Below are 19,714 nucleotides of genomic sequence, written 5' to 3' on the forward strand. Positions count from 1 at the left end.
TACATTATATAGAATTATCAACTTTTTTGCCGCACAAAAAAGTTTTTGCCAAAGGCACGCTTCGCGAAAAACGCAATTACTAGAACTTTATACTTTAAAGATACGTATTAAATGTATGATAATATACGAAATTTGGGCTACACCTTGCCTACGGCACGCAGAGCGAGGTGGACTTCGTCAAATGCAGTTCTTTCACCGAAGGTGTACTGCGTATGGTTCTTTGTGCCACACCAAAGGCGGACAGCGTCACAAAAGAACTGGGGGTTCGGCACGACTGTGTGCTTTGCAGGGCTAGTCCCCGAAAATAATAAAAATATAAAAACTAATTTTGACAAATTATAATTGTTTAGGTATATACTAAAAATTTTAAGTTTGTCAATTTTTTATTCAACTTTTTCCCGCCGCACACCACAGGCGGACTTCGTCAAAGTTGCAAAAAGTGCAAGTATAAAAATAATACTAAATATTACTAATTTATGTTTTACATGTAGAATAAATTACTAAATTTATACTGAAATGTAGCCTTTCCCTGCCGAAAGCACGCAGAGCGGCGGGCAAAGCACTGCAAGTATTTAAAATTTTGACAAATTGTAATTGTTTAGATATATTAAAAATAAGGCTCCTCTCTTCTATATAGAACTATAAAGAGAAAAGCCTTAATTTTTATATATTAATATTTTATTATGGTATCACATATCCCACTTCTTCTTCGCCGTACATATCTCTATACTGAACCCTTACATTCAAAGCCCTAAACTGTCCAGACTGAGACAGATTTCTAAAACTGCTGTAATATATATAGTATCTTCCAAAATTAATATTCTTCATTCTTTCAAGTTCGGCAGAATAATTAATAGATAAATCAGCATTTATAGTATATCCGTATGTATTTTTTGTCATCAAGTCTAAGAAGTAATTAGACTTTTGAGCACCTATATAAACCTGATTCAAAGATATAGCATTATTTTTAGCAAAACTAGCAATATCGCTGAAGTTCATCATATTAAATACTCCGTCATCAGGACTGCTTACTGTAAAATGTATTATAGCTGTTTTCTTAAAGCTGTTGCCTGCAAGTCTTACAGCCTCATAATAAGCATCATCTAAAGCAGATATTCCTCCTGCAAAATGGAAGTTATTAGCATTTTCAAGTATTCTTAAATTTCTTGCATCATAATTATCAGCCTTATAAACCTGATCATTATAATGTATAACCAAAACTTCATCATTTCCTTGTAAGTTCATAGTAAAGTTGCTGATTTCCTCTTTTATTCTGTTTTCATAAGGTTTTGCTGCTGCACTGTCTTCTATCAAATATACAAATCTATACTCATGAAGTTCTGGTGCATCATAAAAACCAACTTTATAATCAACACTTGAGTTTTCTTTAACAAAGAAATTATCAGCAGTAAGCCCTATAACAGGATTAGCCATTCTGTCTCTTACTGTAACAGAGGCAACAACTACAGGGAATTTATTTAAATACTCTCTGTCTACAAACACATCTAAATTAGCATAATACTCTTCTTTTCTAGTATAAACATCAACTCTTCCAGACATAAAATCAGTAAGATATATATCCCCATTAGGTCCTTCTGACACTGATGTAGGAGTAGCTGTATATCTTTCAGAATTATTGAATATAGTAAAAGTATCAGCATTTATATCATAATAAAAAACTTTGCTTCCGTCAGCTATATAGAGGTTTCCGTCTTTAGCAAAGGAAAGTCCTCTAGGCTCATTAAATAAAGCATGTTTAATAGTTTTTATATAATTTCCGTTAAGGTCAAACTGCTGTATTCTTTTATTTCCCATATCAGCAATATATATATACTGACTATTTACAACTATACCAGCTGGAGAAAATAATTCGCCTTCATTTTCACCAAGTTTTCCAAAGCTGTATAAAAAATTTCCTTCTATGTCAAATACCGCTATTCTATTATTTCCAGTATCAGAAACATACAATTTACCGTCATTATCAGCAAAAACAGATGAAGGTCCTAATAACTGACCATCTCCAATACCAGATACGCCTATATTAGTAATATAACTTCCATTAGAATCATATTTAAATATTTTATCTTTTTTAGTATTTGCTATATATATATTTCCGCTGTTATCAATAGTAAAGCCTCTAGGATTTTCAAGTTTTTCATAAGGATAAACTCTTGCTATAAACTGCAAAGCTTTTCTCCACCAGCTTGGCTGAGCAACTTCAAGTCTCTTACCATAAGATATTTTATTAAGCATATTGCCGTTAGCATCAAATCTTTTTAAAGATGAATCGCTGTAATCAAGAACATACAAAGTACCATCAGCCATAGTTTGTATTTGTATAGGCTGATTAATATTTTTTAAGAAATTAGCATTAGTAGAAAATGCTTTCAAATAAATAAAATTACTAAGTATATCTTTTTGATCTTCTACAGCATTAGCAGAATCGTACTTATTAATTTTAGAAAGTATTATAGGGTCTTCATATCCCATTCTTGCAATATTGAGCCATTCATTAATAGCCAAAGACATATATCCTGCTTTATATAATGATTTGCTGTACCAATACCTTATAAACTTATCAGTAGGATTAGTATTAAGAGAGTTTCTAAAACTAGCTATAGCAGCATCATAACGTTCCTGATTATAATAATGCACCCCTCTTAATAGCTCTCTGTACGAGTCATAAGTTTCTGTGTTTACATAATACGGAGTTTTATCGAATGTGTATGAAAGCGGCATAACTGTCAAAAAAAACACTATGACCGCTAGAAGTTTTACTCTCATAAATCCTCTTTATAGTGTGTGATATTTTTTTGGTTTATAATAGTGAACAAAAGCCCGCTATCGGGATTGAACCGATGACCCTCACCTTACCATGGTGATGCTCTACCTGCTGAGCTAAGCGGGCGACTTTGTAAAATATTATAAAATTACAGAATAAAAAAGTCAAGCAAACTAATTATTTTTTAGTTATGTTAACTTTACTTTATATATCCTATAATATTTTTAACATAATTTTGTGTTTCCTCAATATTAGGAATTCTTTTAAGTCTGTCAACCAAATTAGGTCCTGCATTATAAGCAGATAGAGACAAATCAAGTCTTCCATCATATCTGTTTAACATTTGAGATAAATACTTGCTTCCAGCCATAATATTAGTATACGGATCTTTAAGCATTTCTTCATCTGTAATACCCAAACCTACACCAGTTTGCGGCATTATCTGCATCAAACCTACAGCACCCTTATGACTAACAGCATTTGGTACATAGTTTGATTCCTGTTTTATAACAGCTTTAATCAAATTCTCCGGCAAAGAATATTTTTCAGCTGCCTCTTTAATTATATCATCATACTTAGTAGGGAAACTTTCTACTGAAGCCTTTTTATATGCATTAATAGCCTTAGCAAAATTATTTGTATTTCCTTCATAAACTCCAAAAGATATTTTTCCTTTAAAAGCATCTGAAGAAGTATCTCCATTAATAACTTTGCCGTTATCTAATTTTTTATTAGTATCATTAATAACAGAACCGTCCAAATTATTATTAGCTTCTACACTATTAACCTTATTTTCAGCCATAGCTTCATTTAAATGCTCAGCAAATGGTTTTGAAGGAAGCGGAGTATTAATAGGAGCAAATCCAAGTTTATTAAAAGTTTCCTGAATTTCACCTATTCTTGATTGTATTCTTTGTACAGATTCTATCATAATAATACCTCTTAATATTCATAAGCATCGCCGGTAACATACTCTTTCTTCCATTCGTCCAGCTTAGCCTGTTCTTCTTTATTCATTAACTTTTTATATTCTAATAATTTCTTTTCTTTTAATAATTCAACAGCCCTTCTTTGTCTTGAAGCCTCTTGTAAAACTTCCTGCCTTCTTCTAAGCTCCACACTAATTTCAGCCATATTGTCTTCATGTATAGATATCTGAGAGTTCAAAGCAGTTATATACTCTCCCAAATAAATACTCATAGAAACCATTTCATTATCATCTTCTATGCTGTCTACAATTCTTATACCTTCACTAATTTTGAGAAGACAATTATCTTTCCCGTCACGCTCCTTATTATATTCAGCAGAAACTTCAGCTACTTCAGCCTGCCTTTGTTTTTCTATATTTTTTCTAAGTTTATATAAAGGCTCCAAATTAAAATTAAATCTCTTCATACTGCAATAAATCCAACAATTTTTAATTTATCTAAAGTATAACAACATCATTATTAGCATATTCTACATTGTCGGAAATATTTGTTCTGTCTTCTGCTCTTTTTACATCTCCGCTGTTTACTAAATCCTCTTCTATCTCTTCCTGCGAATAGAACATAGATAAAAGAGCCTCTTTACTGTCAGCAAAACTAGATACTTCATATACGTCCTGCTGCAAATATCTATCCATCATAGGCTTATAATCAATAGCTCTGTCAACGTCTGGCATACTGCCTTTAGCATAACCGCCAATCATTATAAGCTCTTTAGCCTCATTATAATCAGCACTCATCTTTAAAAATTCTCTTGCTGCCTTTTTATGCATATTGGAAACTACTTCATTCATAATCCTCGATATGCTTTTATTAACATCAATAGCAGGGAAATGCCCTCTATTGGCTAAATCTCTTGATAAAACTATATGCCCGTCTAATATACCTCTAACAGCATCAGTAATAGGTTCGTCCAAATCATCACCTTCAACCAATACATTATAAAAAGCAGTAATAGTCCCTTTATTAGAAGTACCAGTACGCTCCAAAAGTTTAGCAAGCTCTGAAAATACGCTTGGGGTATAACCTCTAGTTGTAGGAGGCTCACCTCTTGAAAGTCCAATCTCTCTCTGAGCTAAAGCAAAACGTGTTACAGAATCCACCATAAACATAACATTTTTGCCTTTATCTCTAAAGTATTCTGCTATAGTAGTGGCAGTATATGCAGCACGCACTCTCAAAAGCGGAGCATCATCACTTGTAGCAACTACTAATATACTTCTCTTTAATCCCTCTTCTCCAAGGTCTCTTTCTATAAAATCTCTTACCTCTCTTCTTCTTTCACCAATTAATGCTATAACATTAACATCAGCATTAGTATTTCTAGCTATCATAGACAAAAGTGTAGATTTACCGACGCCTGTACCGCTCATTATAGCCATACGCTGCCCTTGACCTACTGTAAGAAGTCCGTCTATAGCTCTAACACCAGTTTGTATATGCTTTTTTATTCTAGGTCTGTTCATAGGGTTTACAGCATTGTGAGATACTGGAACTGGAGTTTCATAAAAATTATGTCCGCCTCCTGCAAGAGGTTTTCCTCTGGCATCAAGCACTGTACCTAATATCTCATCGCAGCACATAACTGATAAAGGTCTTTCAAAAGAATAAACCATATTGCCGAAAGTTATTCCATTAACAGGTCCGAAAGTAGCCAAAAGAACATCTTGATTTCTAAAACCTATAGCTTCCGCATCAAGATAGGTGTCATCATTCATATATATACGACACATATCTCCAAGTTTGCAAAATGGTCCCTCGCTTATTACTAAAGAACCTATAACTTCTTTAACCTTTCCGTAAGATTTTAATAAAGCTACATCATCAACTACTTTTCTGTACTTGTCAAATGTTTTTCTTACCTCTTTAATAAAATCTATATTTTCATCTTTTATCATCAGCAAGCCCTATTATAAATTAATACCAAAAATATTTTAATTAACAATATCTTAATTAAAAACCTTTTATAGGTTCAACTTCTTTAATAGCAGTTTCTATCTCATTAAGCTGAGTATTTATTCTAGCATCAATATCACCAAAGTCAGTTTCTATCATACATCCGCCCACATCAACATTAGGATCCTCAAGAACAGTTACACCTTCTATCTTATCAAGCATTTGATAAAACTCATCTTTATGTCTAGCAGAAACTTCCAAATCATCAATATTAACTCTAATAGTGATTTTTGTTCTTCCTTTAATTCTTCTTAAAGCTTCCTGAATATTTCTAATAACTATACCTTTATCTCTTTCTGTAAGCATTTTCACTACACGCTTAGCTATAAGTACAGCTACTTCAATAACCTGAGCTTCTGCTGCATCTATTATTTCATTTCTTTTATTAATAGTTTCAGCTAATATTTTCTTCATTTTTTCTGTTAATTTAACCAAATCATTATTGCTGTCAGAAAAAGACTTTTCAAAGCCTTCATCGTATCCTTTAGCATAACCTTCTTTGTATGCAGCATCTTTAATAGATTCGGATTCGCTTTGTATTTTTTCTTTTTCAGCATTAGCATCTTGTATTATCCTTGAAGCGTCAACTTTAGCCTGTTCGGAAATAACATGTGCCTCATTTTGTTTTGATTTAAATATTTCAAAGGCCTGAGTTTTAGCATCTTCTATAATTCTGTCTGCTTCATCAACAGCCTTTCTCCTCATATCTCTTAAATCTTCTTCCCACTGAGCCCTAAGTCCTGCAATCTCAGCTTCAATCTCTTCAATAGAAGGACCTTTATATTCTTCCTGTGATTCTTCATAATCAAGTTCTTCCTGTGATTTATGATGAGGTACAGCAATATTAACTTTTTGAGTAAGCTCTACAATACTTTTAGATTTAAAAACCTTTTCTGGCATAATTAAAACTCCATAATATTAATAATCAAGCATATATTTTTACATCATACAACCATTTCATCTTCACCTGCACGAGCAACAACAATATCACCTTGTTCTTCAAGTTTACGTATGATATTAACAATTTTCTGCTGTGCTTCTTCAACGTCTTTAAGACGAACAGGTCCCATAAAGTCCATATCCTCTTTAAGTAATGCTGCAGCACGTTTGGACATGTTTCTATAAACTTTATCTTGAGCATCTGTATCAACACTTTTAAGTGCTTTAGCCAAATCGCTTGAATCAACTTCACGAAGTACTTTCTGTATAGCTCTGTCATCAAGTAAAACGATATCTTCAAATACAAACATACGTTTCTTGATCTCTTCTGCAAGTTCCGGATCATCTTCTTCCAAGCTCTCAATAATACTTTTCTCAGTAGATCTGTCAACACTGTTAATGATTTCTACTATAGAATCTATACCGCCAGCAGAAGTAAAGTCTTCGCTTGCAAGAGTAGAAAGTTTTCTTTCAAGTACCCTTTCAACCTCTCTTAAAACCTCTGGAGAAGTTCTATCCATTATGGCAATACGTTTAGCTACATCCGGCTGTATTTCTGTAGGCAAAGCACCTAATATACTAGCAGCTTTTTGTGGTTCCAAATATGCCAAAATAAGTGCTATAGTTTGAGGGTGCTCACCTTGTATGAAGTTAAGCAAATGAGCTGGGTCTGTACGGCGTATAAAATCAAAAGGTCTTACCTGTAATGAAGAAGTAAGTCTGTTTATGATATCGCTTGCCTTCTGACTTCCTACAGATCTTTCAAGCAAGTCTCTTGCATAATCTATACCGCCTTGAGTTATAAAGTCCTGAGCTATCATCATCTCTTGGAATTCTCTAAATACTGCATCCTTATCAGCAGCTTCTATATTTTCAAGTCTCGCAATATCAAATGTTATTTGTTCTATCTCTTCTTCCCTTAAATGTTTGAATATTTCGCTTGAAGTTTCCATTCCTAGAGATACTAAGAATATGGCAACCTTTTGACGACCGCTCAAAACACGTTGTTTTTTATCTTTATCTTTTTCTGCAGCCATAATTTTTTCTCCTAATTTTTATATTTATAACTCAATTTTTTTAATTTACACTTTTATTAACTCTTATCATCTGCCATCCAAGTACGAAGCAATTGAGCTACGTCATCTGGTCTTTCATGGCTTACACGTATAACTTCGTCCATAAGTTTTTTACGTGCAGCATCTTCCAAACTCATTTCGCTTATAGGCTCTTCATTAGCATTCATCATAGCCTGTCTGCGCATTTCCATTTGTTTGCGTTCAAGCTCTTCTTCTCTAAGTCTGCGTCTTCTAGCAAGTTCTTTCTGTATAGCTCTTATTACTAATGCCAATACAAACAATATTAGTAAAGAAATCATTGTTATGATTAATGTTTTCTTTATAAATCTGTCACGCATAAGTTTAGCATCTTCAGCATTAAATCTATCCCAATGGTCAAACTGAATATGTGTTACACTTACTTGGTCACCCCTTGTCAAATCATAACCAATAGCAGCCTGTACCAATGATGTAACATTTCTTATCTCTTCTGTTGTTACTGGATGATATTCTCTTACATAACTGTTGCCGTTAGTAATTACTGGTTCCCCATTAACATCATAAACTTTTGTCCATCTTCCGTCCAAAGCAACTGCTGCAGATATTTTACCTATTTGATAACTTCCTTTCTTAATAGCTTCATATCTTTTACTTAATTCATAATTATCCTGTGAATCTGTTTTTGTATATGTCTGCCATCTGTCGCTTTTATCTTTATATCCAGGAGGCACATTTTCTTCAGCACCTGCAGCACCCTGAGGTATAAACTGCTGACCTTTCCAGTCTTCTGTTACTGTACGGCTTGAAACCTGAACCTTATTAGTAAACTGACTGTCATCATAAGGTGTTGTAGGATCATCTTCTTTTAATATTATAGGAAGAACCAAATTATTTGTTATACTAACATCGTCCCATATAAGTTCTAATGCTATTGTTGTTTCTACTCTGTTAGTGTATATTCTTCCTAATGTTTGTCTTATTTTATTTTCTATCTTTTTTCTTTCTCTATCAACTATTTTTAACTCTTCCTGAGCTACTTTTAATTTTAAGTTTGCAGCTTCATCTGTAAAATCTGTTAATACATAGCCTGTACTATCTGTAATTGTTACATACTCTGGTTTTAATTTGTCAACACCCATTGCTATTAACTGCTGCAAGCCTCTTACTGTTTTAGGGTCTCTTAAAATATCCTCTTTAAAAGGCTGTGCTTTAATAACTACTGAAGCTGTAACTGGAGAATCTATATCAGTTAAATATTCTTTTTTAGGAAATGCCAAATCAACTGTAGCTTCCTGTACAAAATCTAATTTTGTTAAAAGCTGAGTGATAGCTTTAGTTAAAGATCTTCTTTTGTTTATATCAAGTTCAACATCTGTTATACCAATACGAGGGGCATCAAATAATTCCCATCCGTCTACTCCTGTAGGCATTCTTCCCTCTTTTACCAATTCTAATTCTGCTTTCGCTTTATCATTCTGATTATTAAGTGTGATAAAACCGTTTCTGTACTGGTATTTTATGTTATTTGCATCTAAAACTGATATAACATTTCTAGCATCTTCCTGAGTTAATGCCTGCTGAAACAATAATGTTCCTGTTTTTCTTGATGTAAGCATTATTGTTGCAATTATAGCTCCAAGACCTACTACTAAAACACCTATTAACACCGCTTTTTGAAGTGTTGTTGTTTTAGCAAAAATATTTTTTATCTGACTTGTCAATTTATTTATAAAGTCCTGCATTAGAAACCACCTAATAAAAGTTATCTTTAGAAATTATCGGTTATAGTTATGTTTACTTTATAAAAAAATTATGTTTATATAAATGAGTTTACATAATTATTTTATCGTTTTATGAATATTAGTTTACATAATTATTTTTGTCAACAAGTAAACATAATATTTTTTGAATTTATGATGGACTTTTCAGATTTTTTTATTAAATTTAATTCGCATGCATTAGTGTTAATATAGACTAACATTTTTTTATGAAATTTTCAACCAAATTCAAAGAAAATAATACGCTCTGCTCTCTTACTTCATCTCTATTTCCAGAAAATATATTTTTATAAGCCTTAATATAAGCTTCAGCTGACAAACATATCCATACCAAACCTACTGGTTTATCTTCACTTCCTCCAGAAGGTCCTGCTATACCGCTTATTGCTATCGATATATCACTTTCCATTATCTTACGGCTATTTTCGGCCATTTCGAGTACGCATTCCTCACTTACAGCCCCATATTTCTCCAATGTTTCCTCTTTTACATTTATCATTTTATGCTTTATTTCATTAGAATAAGTTACAAAAGAGCCTTCAAAACATTCTGATGAACCTGACACTGATGTTATATTAGCAGCAAATAATCCTCCTGTGCATGATTCTGCTGATGTTATTTTTAATCCTCTCTTTATAAGAAGTTCAACCACTTCTTTAGATTTTTCATAATTCATATAAATACTCCAAATTTATAATATATAAAAACACAATAATCATAAAAAAATAAAATATTAAATATTTTTTATTAATAGAAATTGTTAAAACTTCTAAATTTCAGTATATACCTAAACGACTATAATTTGTCAAAAAATTAATTTTTTTAATTTAAAATGTTGCAGGGCTTTGCTGCGAAGCACACAGTCGTGCCCCGCTCTGCGTGCCTTCGGCAGCGAAAGGCTACATTTCAGGCTAAATTTAGTAATTTATTCTACATGTAAAACATAAATTAGTACTATTTAGTATTGTTTTTGCACTTGCACTTTTTGCAACTTTTTGCGGCGGGAAAAAGTTGAATAAAAAAATTGACAAACTTAAAAATTTTAAGTATATACATAAAAAATTATAATTTTTATCTTTTAGTCATTTGTAAATGTATTATCAACTTTTTTGTGCCCAAAAAAGTTGCAAAAAAGACTAGGTTTTATATTAGTTAACTATTATATTAATAATATATAATATAAAACCTATTGTATAAATACTAGTTCTTCATCATAAGAAAACTCAAAATATTTACCATACACAGTAAAAGTTATAATAATATTAGCATTGCATTTAAAACTTTTAGACTTTATAGCATCTATAACAGTTTCAAACAAGTCAGAATACTGGGCTTTGAATTTCATGTTAAATGATATTGAAGAATTGGCTGGTATTTTTAAATTTTCTGAAGTATCCGATGAATTAGCAGAAGCAAATACTTTATCAGAATTATTTATTAGTTTAACTTCGGCTTTTTCTATAGGAAGTTCAAAAGGCAAATTATTTTTTACTTCAATTAATGTATTTAGTGTGATATATGATAAAGTAATTTCATCTATAGAAGCACTTTTAAAAGTTATATCGGGTTTATATTTTTCAATATATTCTCTGCTTATTTCTTTTGCTCTTGATTTTATTTTACCATATGACAATACAAAAACAATCACTAATAAAACAGCTAAAAAAATTAATAAAATAATTATTTTATTTTTCATAATATTAAAGTCCGATTTTAAATTTATTAATACTTTATTAAAAATATACAAAATAAAATAACTTAAATATGAAAACAGTGCAAAAAATTCAATAATAAATAAAATAAAATAATAAAAAAGCGTACCTAAATATTAGATACGCTCATTAACATTCTTATAATCAAAAATTATTTAGCAGGAGTTAATTTTGTTAATGCATCTTCTACTAATGCAACCCAAGTAGCTCCGCTAACGCCATCAACATAAATGTCATTAGCTTGAATCATTTTGTCATAAGCTGCTTTTCCTCTAGCAGGTCCGCTGCTATGTGCACATTTTGTTAATACAACTTTTGTTAATTTACCGCCTGCAACAGTAACTTTAGCCTGATAATCGCCTTGTCTTGTTTTGTAAGTAGCTTTGTAGTTTCCTAAATATGTGCCGTCTGGTACTTTAGACAAATCAACTTTACCTTGAGCAAATAGGAACATGCTAGCTGCAAAAACTAGAGCAAGAACCAAAACCATAATTTTTTTTAAGCTCATACGATTTTCCCCTTTTTAATATAATTACTATTATAAACTCTTTATTTATTTAAAACGTAAAAAAAATGTAAATTAATAATGTAAATTAGTTAAGTATTTTTTTTATATTTCCAGCCCTTAACAATGAAAGAAGGTTATCATATTCCACAGTTGTTTTAAGCTGATAGTATCTATCATCTATAAAACTTGAATATTCCACTTTTATATACTTTTCTACAATATTTTTTAATTCTGTATTTTCAGATTCTCTATTTGGAAGCTCTTTAGCAAAAGCATTCTCAATTTTTACTTTTGATAAGGCTAAAGCAGCATTAAAGGCACTTGTTTTTATCTCTTCTTCGGTTGAAGCATAACCATTAGGGTATCCTATAGATGTAGCTATAAACTTACTTTCATTTACCCAGCCTTCATTAAAATTTACAATATTTGAAGTTTGAGTATTATTTTTTTCTACAGTCTTACATGATAATGCTAAAAAAGAAAAAACAATTAGTATTAATAAATAATTATATCTCATACTGCCTCCAAATAAAAATATACTCCCACAATACTCGTCAAATTTTAATTTTTTTTAAGTTAATAATTTTACATAATTATTAATTTTAGACTGTAAATGTTCCGATTATATTAAAAAAATATACAAACATATTAATATTGGGAATTATTATGAAAAGATTATATATTGTATCTATACTATTTCTTTTGTTATATACAAGAGCTTTCACTCAAATATACACTCTACAAAATAATGAAAAGCTGAACAATTCGTATATTTCATCAGAAACTAATTATGCCCTAATTATAGAAAAAAACTCAGCAAATGAGGGTAAAACCTTTGATATAATATACAAAAACAGCAGACTTACTGGATATAAAGATGCTGGAATTATTAAAATACTTCCAAATGGAACATTAACTGCTACAATGCTTAAAACTTCACTTGGAAAAGATATGTGGGTTTTAATATACGGAAATACTGAGCAGGAATTTGACTCTATAGAAAGAACTATTTTTTCTGGAAACAACTCAATAATATTCGCTAGATTGATGAATTACGGAATAGCTGTTATAAACGGAGAGGCAAAAATACAATATTCAGAATTATTTGACAGTGTAATAAATGATAATTCCTATGCTTTCTCATATTCAAGAGACGGACTATATTATATAAATATTAACGGCGAAGAAAAACAAATATCAGCTAAAGCAGACAGATTAAAATTCTCAAATGACGGAACTAATATAGTATATGTTATTGAAAATGAAGGAAATGCTGTAATATTTACTGGAACTTCTGACAGCGAAAACTTTAGATTAGTTGATGATATTGCTTCATTTAATAATAACAGTATAGCATATGCTGTAAAAATGATGCCTCAGATTGATACTAATAATCAAACTAATACTAATTTATTAACTAATAATCTTGAAATTACAAATGATGTTGTAACTAATACTTCAACTATTACAAATTATAACCTTTCAAATATAAGCGTATATACAAATGAAGAGGGAATAACTGTTAAAGGTCAGTCAAACACTATAGCATTAATTACTGTAACAAATGTTATAACTAATATAAGATACAATGAAATTCCGTCTTTGCCTCCTGCAGCAGACACTTCAAATACAATAATCACAAATGAATTTATTATGACAAGTGTTATTGCTAATGGAAGAAATTACGGAGAATTTAATCTTGTAACTAATATGTCATTCTCCCCTAATGGAAAAACTTTAGTATTTATAAATGTTAATACAAACAATACTATGCAGCTATATGTAGGCGGAAATATGACTACTAACTACAATATCATACATAATTATAAATACTCAGATGACAGTTCTATGCTAGCTTATGGAGCTCAAACTAACGGAGTATCTTTTATAATTCTAAACGGCAGAAGACTTCCTAATAACTATGACTCTATAAATGATATATACTTTTCTACAAATAACAATTTAGTTTATAATGCAAGTAGAAATGAAAGAGAATACATCATAGGAAATGATTTTGAAAGCCCTTCATACAATAATATTACTTCATTTAAGTTTTTAGGCGATTCATTTGCATTTACTGGTGAAAGATTAGGTAAATACTATTATTTCATACTAAACAAAAATGCATCATTGAGAAGAGAATTCGGCGGATATGATTATGTATCGCCTTTAGATGATAGTAATGAAAATGCTGTGTCTATAGTTTCTGACGGAAAAAATGTATTTATAATAAAAGACGGCATGATTATGAATGATAATCAGCAAAACTAAATCTCTATTATTTTTTTATAAGTATGCATAGTAGGTTATAAAAACTTGCTATGCATTATTTTTTTATTAGACAAATTACAGTATAACACTGTATAAAATATTATTACATCAAAAAAGTACATTATTTTATAGCTTGACTTAATATTTTTTTATAGTTAAAATAAAATAAAAATAGTGATGGGTCTTATATATTGAAAATTTAAATAATAAAGTAGTTAATGTAAATGAATAGTAATGATAAAATAAGAATCATACCTCTTGGCGGCGTTCAGGAAATTGGTATGAACATGACAGTTATAGAATACGGAAACGAGGTTTTAGTAATTGATTGCGGTTTTATGTTTCCTAGATATCATATGCTTGGAATAGATTATGTTATACCAGATACATCATATTTGAAAGACAAAAATGTAATAGGTCTTATACTTACACATGGTCATGAAGATCATATAGGGGCAATACCGCATTTTTTAAGAAACTTCCCAGATATTCCAATATACGGCTCAAGACTGACCATAGCATTTCTAACAGCAAAACTTAATGATTATAAAAATGAATATAAAGATGCAAAATTGTATGAAGTAGAGCCTAGAAATAAAATACAGCTAGGTATGAATTTTGATATAGAGTTTATAAAAGTTAATCACAGTATACCAGATGGAATGGGAATTGCTATAACAACGCCTCTTGGAGTAATAATACATACAGGTGATTTCAAAATAGATTTAAACCCTACAACTGATAAATTTATAGATTTATATAAGTTTGCTGAATATGGAGAAAACGGAGTACTTTTAATGCTTGCAGACTCCACCAACTGTCAAAAAGAAGGTTTTTCTATGAGCGAAAGCGTTGTTCAAAATAATATGACGCCTCTATTTGCTTATGAAGACGGTATGATTATTGTTGCAGTGTTTGCAAGCAGTATAGAGAGAATACAGGATTTAGTAACTGCTGCAAAAGTTAATAATAAATACGTTGCATTTTCTGGAAGAAGTTTGATTAAATTCACTAAAATAGCTCAGGATATGGGATATTTAAATCTTTATGATATAGTAATACCAATAGATAAAATAAACAGATACCCAAGAGAGAAAATAGTATGTATAACTACTGGAACGCAGGGAGAACCTTATTCATCTCTTTCTTTAATAGCAGCAGAGGCTCATAAACATATAAAAGTAGAAGACGGAGATATGATTATATTTTCATCAAGCGTTATACCTGGAAATGAAATGGCTGTTACTAGAATGATAAATAACCTCTTTGATTTAGGGGCAAAAATGGTGGGCGAAGATAAAAAACTTCTTCATGTATCAGGACATGCCTCAAGCGAAGATTTAAAATTAATGTACAGATTGGTAAAGCCAAAATATTTTATACCTATTCATGGAGAGAAGAGACATTTAATAACTCATATCAAATTAGTTGAAAATTTAAATGGTTTGGATACTAAAGGATTTTTACTTTATAATGGAGATGTACTTGAAATAGATGAAGCTTTAGAGGCTAAATTTGCAGAACCTATAGAGATAAGAAATATATATGTTGACGGTAAAGGCGTAGGCGATTTGGAAGAGAGTATATTTCATGATAGAGAACAATTATCACTTAACGGCGTTGTTGTTGCTAATGTAATAGCCAAAAAAAATAAAACAGGACAATATGATATAAAAGTAGATTTAGAAAGCAAGGGATTTACTTATAACGGAGGAGAAAAAGAAGGGTTAATACATAAAACAGAACAGCTTAGAGAAGAAGGAATTAACTCGGCAATGGCAGCAGTAAAAAAACTGCTTGATAGAAATAAAAGAACTCCTTCCACAATAAAATACGAAGTAAGAGAAGCATTGCGTAAAAAATTCATGCAGATAATAGGCCGAGAACCTGTAATATTTGTATGTTTATATATGGAGCATGTTTATATAGAAAATACAGAAACATCAGAAGATAATATTGATAATATAGACAACATCAATATAGATAATATAAAAAAAATAATAACAGAAAATGAAGAGGAGATAAAATGTCATACGAAGAAGAAAAAGAGAATAAAGAAAACGGCAGCCAAGAAGAAAATAACACAAATAAAAAGAACAAAATCCAAAAAGAAAAAAGCAGTAAAAGAGAGTTAATATTTACAGCATTAGTTTTAGCATCAATTATAATTGGAATATACAGTTTATTTTTTAATAATGAAAATAAAACTACGCCTATACAAATAACAAAAAATATTAATTCAATATCAGCAAATACGCAAGACGGTATTGCTATTATAGATTTGACTGGAGTTATAACGCATGCAAAGAGAAAAACTAGCATAGGTTTGGAATATCCTTCTGTAACTGAAGAACTTATGGAAGATTTTGAATACTATATAAAAGACCCAAAAGTAAAGGCAATAGTTCTTCAAGTAGATAGCCCCGGAGGAGCTTTAACTTCATGTGAAGAGGCTTTAAAATACTTACAAGATTTAAAAGCAAAATATCCTAAACCAATAGTAGCTTCATTTAGAGGTATGGCAGCAAGCGGAGGATACTATATGTCTATGATAGCCGATAAAATATATGCTAATGAATCTACTCTTACTGGAAGTATAGGAGTTATATCACAATTTCTTAATGTTTCTGACTTAATGGATAAATACGGCGTAAAAATGTATACAATAAAAAGCGGAAGAAATAAAGATTCGCTCTCCCCTTTCAGAGAACCTAGAGAAGATGAGCTAGCATATTGGCAGGATATGACTTATGAATTTGTGGCTCAGTTTACAAATGTGGTAGAGCAGGCAAGAGGCGATAAAATTAAAGGAAACAGAGAAGATATATTTGACGGAAGAGTGTTCAGCGGTAAAAAAGCATTAGAAGTGGGTCTTATAGATGCTATAGGTACATTACAGGACGCTATAAAAGATGCAGCAAAATTGGGCGGTATAGAAGGTGAAGATCCTTACATTATTAAAAAACCTCAGCCGAAAGATAATTTACTTAATATGATATTCTCTGGAATATCTGAAAATATAAAGCCCAAATCTTCACTTCCTATACCTTATGAAGAGATTATTAACACAAAATATATAGGAGTGCCTATGTATATTTATATTCCTAACTATATCGGAGAAAACTGATGAGAATATCTAAAGCAATATATTTATACATGATGCATCCTAAATATGCTATGAGGAATAATATTAATTTTGAATATTCATTTTTAATATATTTACTTTCCATATTAAGTATTGCCGTATCTGCATTATATACATCAAATTCAAAATGTAATATAATAAACTTATTTCTACTTGCCTTTGGAATAGCTTCTTATATTGCTGTGTCAAACATAGTAAAAATAGCTATAATTAACCTTACTGTATCAGTATTTTTTAAAAATAATGATAAAAAAAATATAACTACTTTTATTAGTAACTGTTTTGGTATATATGGAATATTTATTTTTATACTTCCTATAACTTTGATATTTGGAAATTTTAGTTCTATATACTGGATACAGGCTGGAACACTGTTAATACTGCAGTTATATTACATAGTACTTATGTATAATAATATTAAGTATTCATTTAATATAAAAAGTTCATTCAGGGCTGTTTTGGTTTTATTTGCTCCTGTAATATGTGATTATTTAGTATATACAGCTTTAGCAATATTAATATTTGGAAGTTTTATAAACATTATATAACATGAAAAAAATTACTAAATATATTATTCTTGAAACTATAGGTCCGTTTCTAGCGGGTATATTATTTTTTACATTTGTATTTGTAATACAGCTTTTACCAGAATTAATAAGGCTTATTATGAATAATGGAGCTCCGCTTTTAATGTCATTAGAAACTTTTGTTTATATGCTTCCATTTAATATTGCCATAACTATACCTATGTCCATACTTATGGCAAGCATAATAGGATATGGAAGACTTTCATCAGATAATGAAATAATAGTTATGAGGGCTTTGGGATTTCCTCATATGAGAATATATATGCCTATAATAATATTAGGCTTTTTTACTTTTCTATTTTCATTATTCTTTAATAACGTAATTATGTCCGAATCAAATTACAGATACAGAGCATTAATTTCATATATGGTAAATATAAGACCTTCTATTGCTGTAGGAAAATTAGAGTTTACAGAAATTTCTGATATGGGATTCTCAATAGGAGCGAAATATGCTGATGACACTAGTATATCAAATGTTGTAATATATGATAAATCAGAAACAAAAAGAGTTATCACAGCAAAATACGGATTATGGAAAAATAATCAGGCAAACTCTCAGGTTGTAACATTAACACTTTATGACGGAGTAGTACAGGAAATGCCTAACTACGGATTTGTGACTAATGACTACACAGTGTTTGATTCTATGGATATTAATATAATTAGAAATGTAAGCACTCTTACTTCTCATGAAAGAGGATTAAGAGAAATGCCTTCTTGGGAAATATTAAAAAAAATCAATGAAGCTAAAATTAATGCAAATAAATCTGTAGATGAACAAATAGCAGGTATGATAAATAATTCATATAACAATGTACAAAATACTGGAATAGATATAACATCTTTTTCTAATGAATATATTAAAACTAATTCTGCAGAGCTAATATCAATACGTGAAAAAGCTATTGATGAATCAGTGCCTTATTTTTATTATGTTGAATTTTACAAGTTTATATCTATACCTGCAGCTTGTTTATTTATGGTATTAATAGGTGCTCCTTTAGGAATTGTAGGAAAAAGAAGCGGTAAAGGTTTTGGATTTGGAATATCTGTAATAGTTGTAGTTATATATTATCTTCTTATAACAGCAGCTGAATTATTGGCTGGAGGTAAAAAGGTTCCGCCTCTTTTAGCTATGTGGTTTCCAAATATAGTGCTGGCACTTATGGGCGGATTTTTTATGATTAGATCTTTCTTTAGCAGAGGAAAATAGAGTATGTTTATAACAAGTAAAAATGCAATAACAGAAGCTATATCAAAAAATCTAGTAGAAACTTTATATATAAAATTTCCAATATCAAAAAGAGAAAAAGACATTATAAAATTAGCTGAAAAAAAGAAAGTGTTAATAAAAAATGTTGATAAAAATGAAATGGAAAAAATAGTAGGAAAAGTATATTCAATAGCAGCTGACATAAAAGAAAATGCGGAAATAGGTATTGAAAACTTTTTACAAAAAGCACTTGAAAAAAAAGATAATCCTTTAATATTTATACTAGATTCTATAACTGATGTACATAATCTTGGAGCTATTATTAGAAATGCATACTTCTTTGATGCGTCTGGCATAATAATACCTAAAGATAACTCTGCCCCTATCAATGAAAAAGTTTATGAAATATCTGCAGGTGCTGCTTATCATCTGCCAATATCTATAGAAACTAATCTTAATAGAACTATAGAACTTATGAAAGATAAAGGCTTTTGGATATATTATGCAAGCGAAAAAGGAGAAACATCTTTAGAAGACTTTAAGTTTAATACTCCTACTGCAATTATACTTGGCAATGAGCATAGCGGAGTGAGAGATATTTTAAAGAAAAACTCTGATGGGAGTATTATAATAAATGCCTTTAATGATTTTGATTCATTAAATGTGTCTGCTGCGTCTGCTGTTATAGCATATGCATATTCTATATATAAAAAATAATAATATTCTATTTTTATATATTTATTTTAATTTTTTTGCTTGCAATAATAAGAAAAAATATA

The 19,714-nt window shown here is 30.3% G+C and carries 17 protein-coding genes and 1 tRNA gene; 6 read left to right on the forward strand and 12 right to left on the reverse strand.

Annotated features, from left to right (window positions below; genetic code table 11):
* Positions 1–681 precede the first annotated feature (681 nt).
* From F811_RS0105610 to F811_RS0105665, 12 genes are all read right to left on the reverse strand, one after another.
* Positions 682–2,784 carry a 6-bladed beta-propeller gene (locus F811_RS0105610; protein WP_020004300.1) on the reverse strand — a complete coding sequence of 701 codons (2,103 nt, stop codon included), beginning with the start codon at positions 2,782–2,784 and terminating at the stop codon, positions 682–684.
* A gap of 51 nt (positions 2,785–2,835) precedes the next feature.
* Positions 2,836–2,908 (reverse strand) — tRNA-Thr (locus F811_RS0105615).
* A 73-nt stretch (positions 2,909–2,981) separates the two neighbouring features.
* Positions 2,982–3,713: a lytic transglycosylase domain-containing protein gene (locus F811_RS0105620; RefSeq protein ID WP_020004301.1), complete on the reverse strand. Its 732-nt coding sequence runs from the start codon at positions 3,711–3,713 to the stop codon at positions 2,982–2,984.
* An 11-nt stretch (positions 3,714–3,724) separates the two neighbouring features.
* A complete protein-coding gene (locus F811_RS0105625; RefSeq protein ID WP_020004302.1) occupies positions 3,725–4,177 on the reverse strand; it encodes a flagellar FliJ family protein in 453 nt (150 codons plus the stop codon).
* Positions 4,178–4,208: 31 nt separating this feature from the next.
* The gene (locus F811_RS0105630) at positions 4,209–5,666 is read right to left on the reverse strand and encodes a FliI/YscN family ATPase (protein ID WP_020004303.1); all 1,458 of its coding nucleotides are present in this window, start codon (positions 5,664–5,666) and stop codon (positions 4,209–4,211) included.
* A 55-nt stretch (positions 5,667–5,721) separates the two neighbouring features.
* Entirely contained in the window at positions 5,722–6,624 is a 903-nt protein-coding gene (gene fliH / locus F811_RS0105635) for a flagellar assembly protein FliH (protein WP_020004304.1), read from the reverse strand.
* Between the two features lie 44 nt (positions 6,625–6,668).
* Positions 6,669–7,700 (reverse strand): flagellar motor switch protein FliG, encoded by a 1,032-nt coding sequence (fliG, locus tag F811_RS0105640; protein ID WP_020004305.1) that lies wholly within the window; start codon positions 7,698–7,700, stop codon positions 6,669–6,671.
* A gap of 56 nt (positions 7,701–7,756) precedes the next feature.
* Positions 7,757–9,460 (reverse strand): flagellar basal-body MS-ring/collar protein FliF, encoded by a 1,704-nt coding sequence (fliF, locus tag F811_RS0105645; protein ID WP_020004306.1) that lies wholly within the window; start codon positions 9,458–9,460, stop codon positions 7,757–7,759.
* A 232-nt stretch (positions 9,461–9,692) separates the two neighbouring features.
* Positions 9,693–10,172 (reverse strand): CinA family protein, encoded by a 480-nt coding sequence (locus tag F811_RS0105650; RefSeq protein ID WP_020004307.1) that lies wholly within the window; start codon positions 10,170–10,172, stop codon positions 9,693–9,695.
* Positions 10,173–10,682: 510 nt separating this feature from the next.
* Positions 10,683–11,192, reverse strand: coding sequence for a hypothetical protein (locus tag F811_RS0105655; protein ID WP_020004308.1), 510 nt, complete (start codon positions 11,190–11,192; stop codon positions 10,683–10,685).
* Between the two features lie 167 nt (positions 11,193–11,359).
* A complete protein-coding gene (locus F811_RS0105660) occupies positions 11,360–11,716 on the reverse strand; it encodes an FMN-binding protein (protein WP_020004309.1) in 357 nt (118 codons plus the stop codon).
* 85 nt (positions 11,717–11,801) lie between these two features.
* Positions 11,802–12,233: a hypothetical protein gene (locus tag F811_RS0105665; RefSeq protein WP_020004310.1), complete on the reverse strand. Its 432-nt coding sequence runs from the start codon at positions 12,231–12,233 to the stop codon at positions 11,802–11,804.
* Between the two features lie 149 nt (positions 12,234–12,382).
* On the opposite strand from F811_RS0105665, the gene F811_RS0105670 reads away from it, so the two are divergent.
* The 6 genes from F811_RS0105670 (at position 12,383) to rlmB (ending at position 19,652) form a co-directional block, all read left to right on the forward strand.
* Entirely contained in the window at positions 12,383–13,987 is a 1,605-nt protein-coding gene (locus F811_RS0105670) for a hypothetical protein (RefSeq protein ID WP_020004311.1), read from the forward strand.
* A 224-nt stretch (positions 13,988–14,211) separates the two neighbouring features.
* Complete coding sequence (locus tag F811_RS0105675; protein ID WP_020004312.1) at positions 14,212–16,122, forward strand: ribonuclease J; 1,911 nt, start codon at positions 14,212–14,214, stop codon at positions 16,120–16,122.
* On the forward strand, positions 16,014–17,114 hold the full coding sequence (sppA, locus tag F811_RS0105680; protein ID WP_020004313.1) for a signal peptide peptidase SppA: 1,101 nt from the start codon (positions 16,014–16,016) through the stop codon (positions 17,112–17,114). Before F811_RS0105675 ends, sppA begins: the two co-directional genes overlap by 109 nt.
* Entirely contained in the window at positions 17,114–17,680 is a 567-nt protein-coding gene (locus tag F811_RS0105685) for a hypothetical protein (RefSeq protein WP_020004314.1), read from the forward strand. Before sppA ends, F811_RS0105685 begins: the two co-directional genes overlap by 1 nt.
* A 1-nt stretch (position 17,681) precedes the next feature.
* Entirely contained in the window at positions 17,682–18,935 is a 1,254-nt protein-coding gene (locus tag F811_RS0105690) for an LptF/LptG family permease (RefSeq protein ID WP_020004315.1), read from the forward strand.
* 3 nt (positions 18,936–18,938) lie between these two features.
* The gene (gene rlmB, locus F811_RS0105695) at positions 18,939–19,652 is read left to right on the forward strand and encodes a 23S rRNA (guanosine(2251)-2'-O)-methyltransferase RlmB (RefSeq protein ID WP_020004316.1); all 714 of its coding nucleotides are present in this window, start codon (positions 18,939–18,941) and stop codon (positions 19,650–19,652) included.
* Positions 19,653–19,714: the final 62 nt, after the last annotated feature.

Origin of the sequence: Brachyspira innocens ATCC 29796, from assembly GCF_000384655.1 — a bacterium.
GTDB lineage: Bacteria > Spirochaetota > Brachyspiria > Brachyspirales > Brachyspiraceae > Brachyspira > Brachyspira innocens.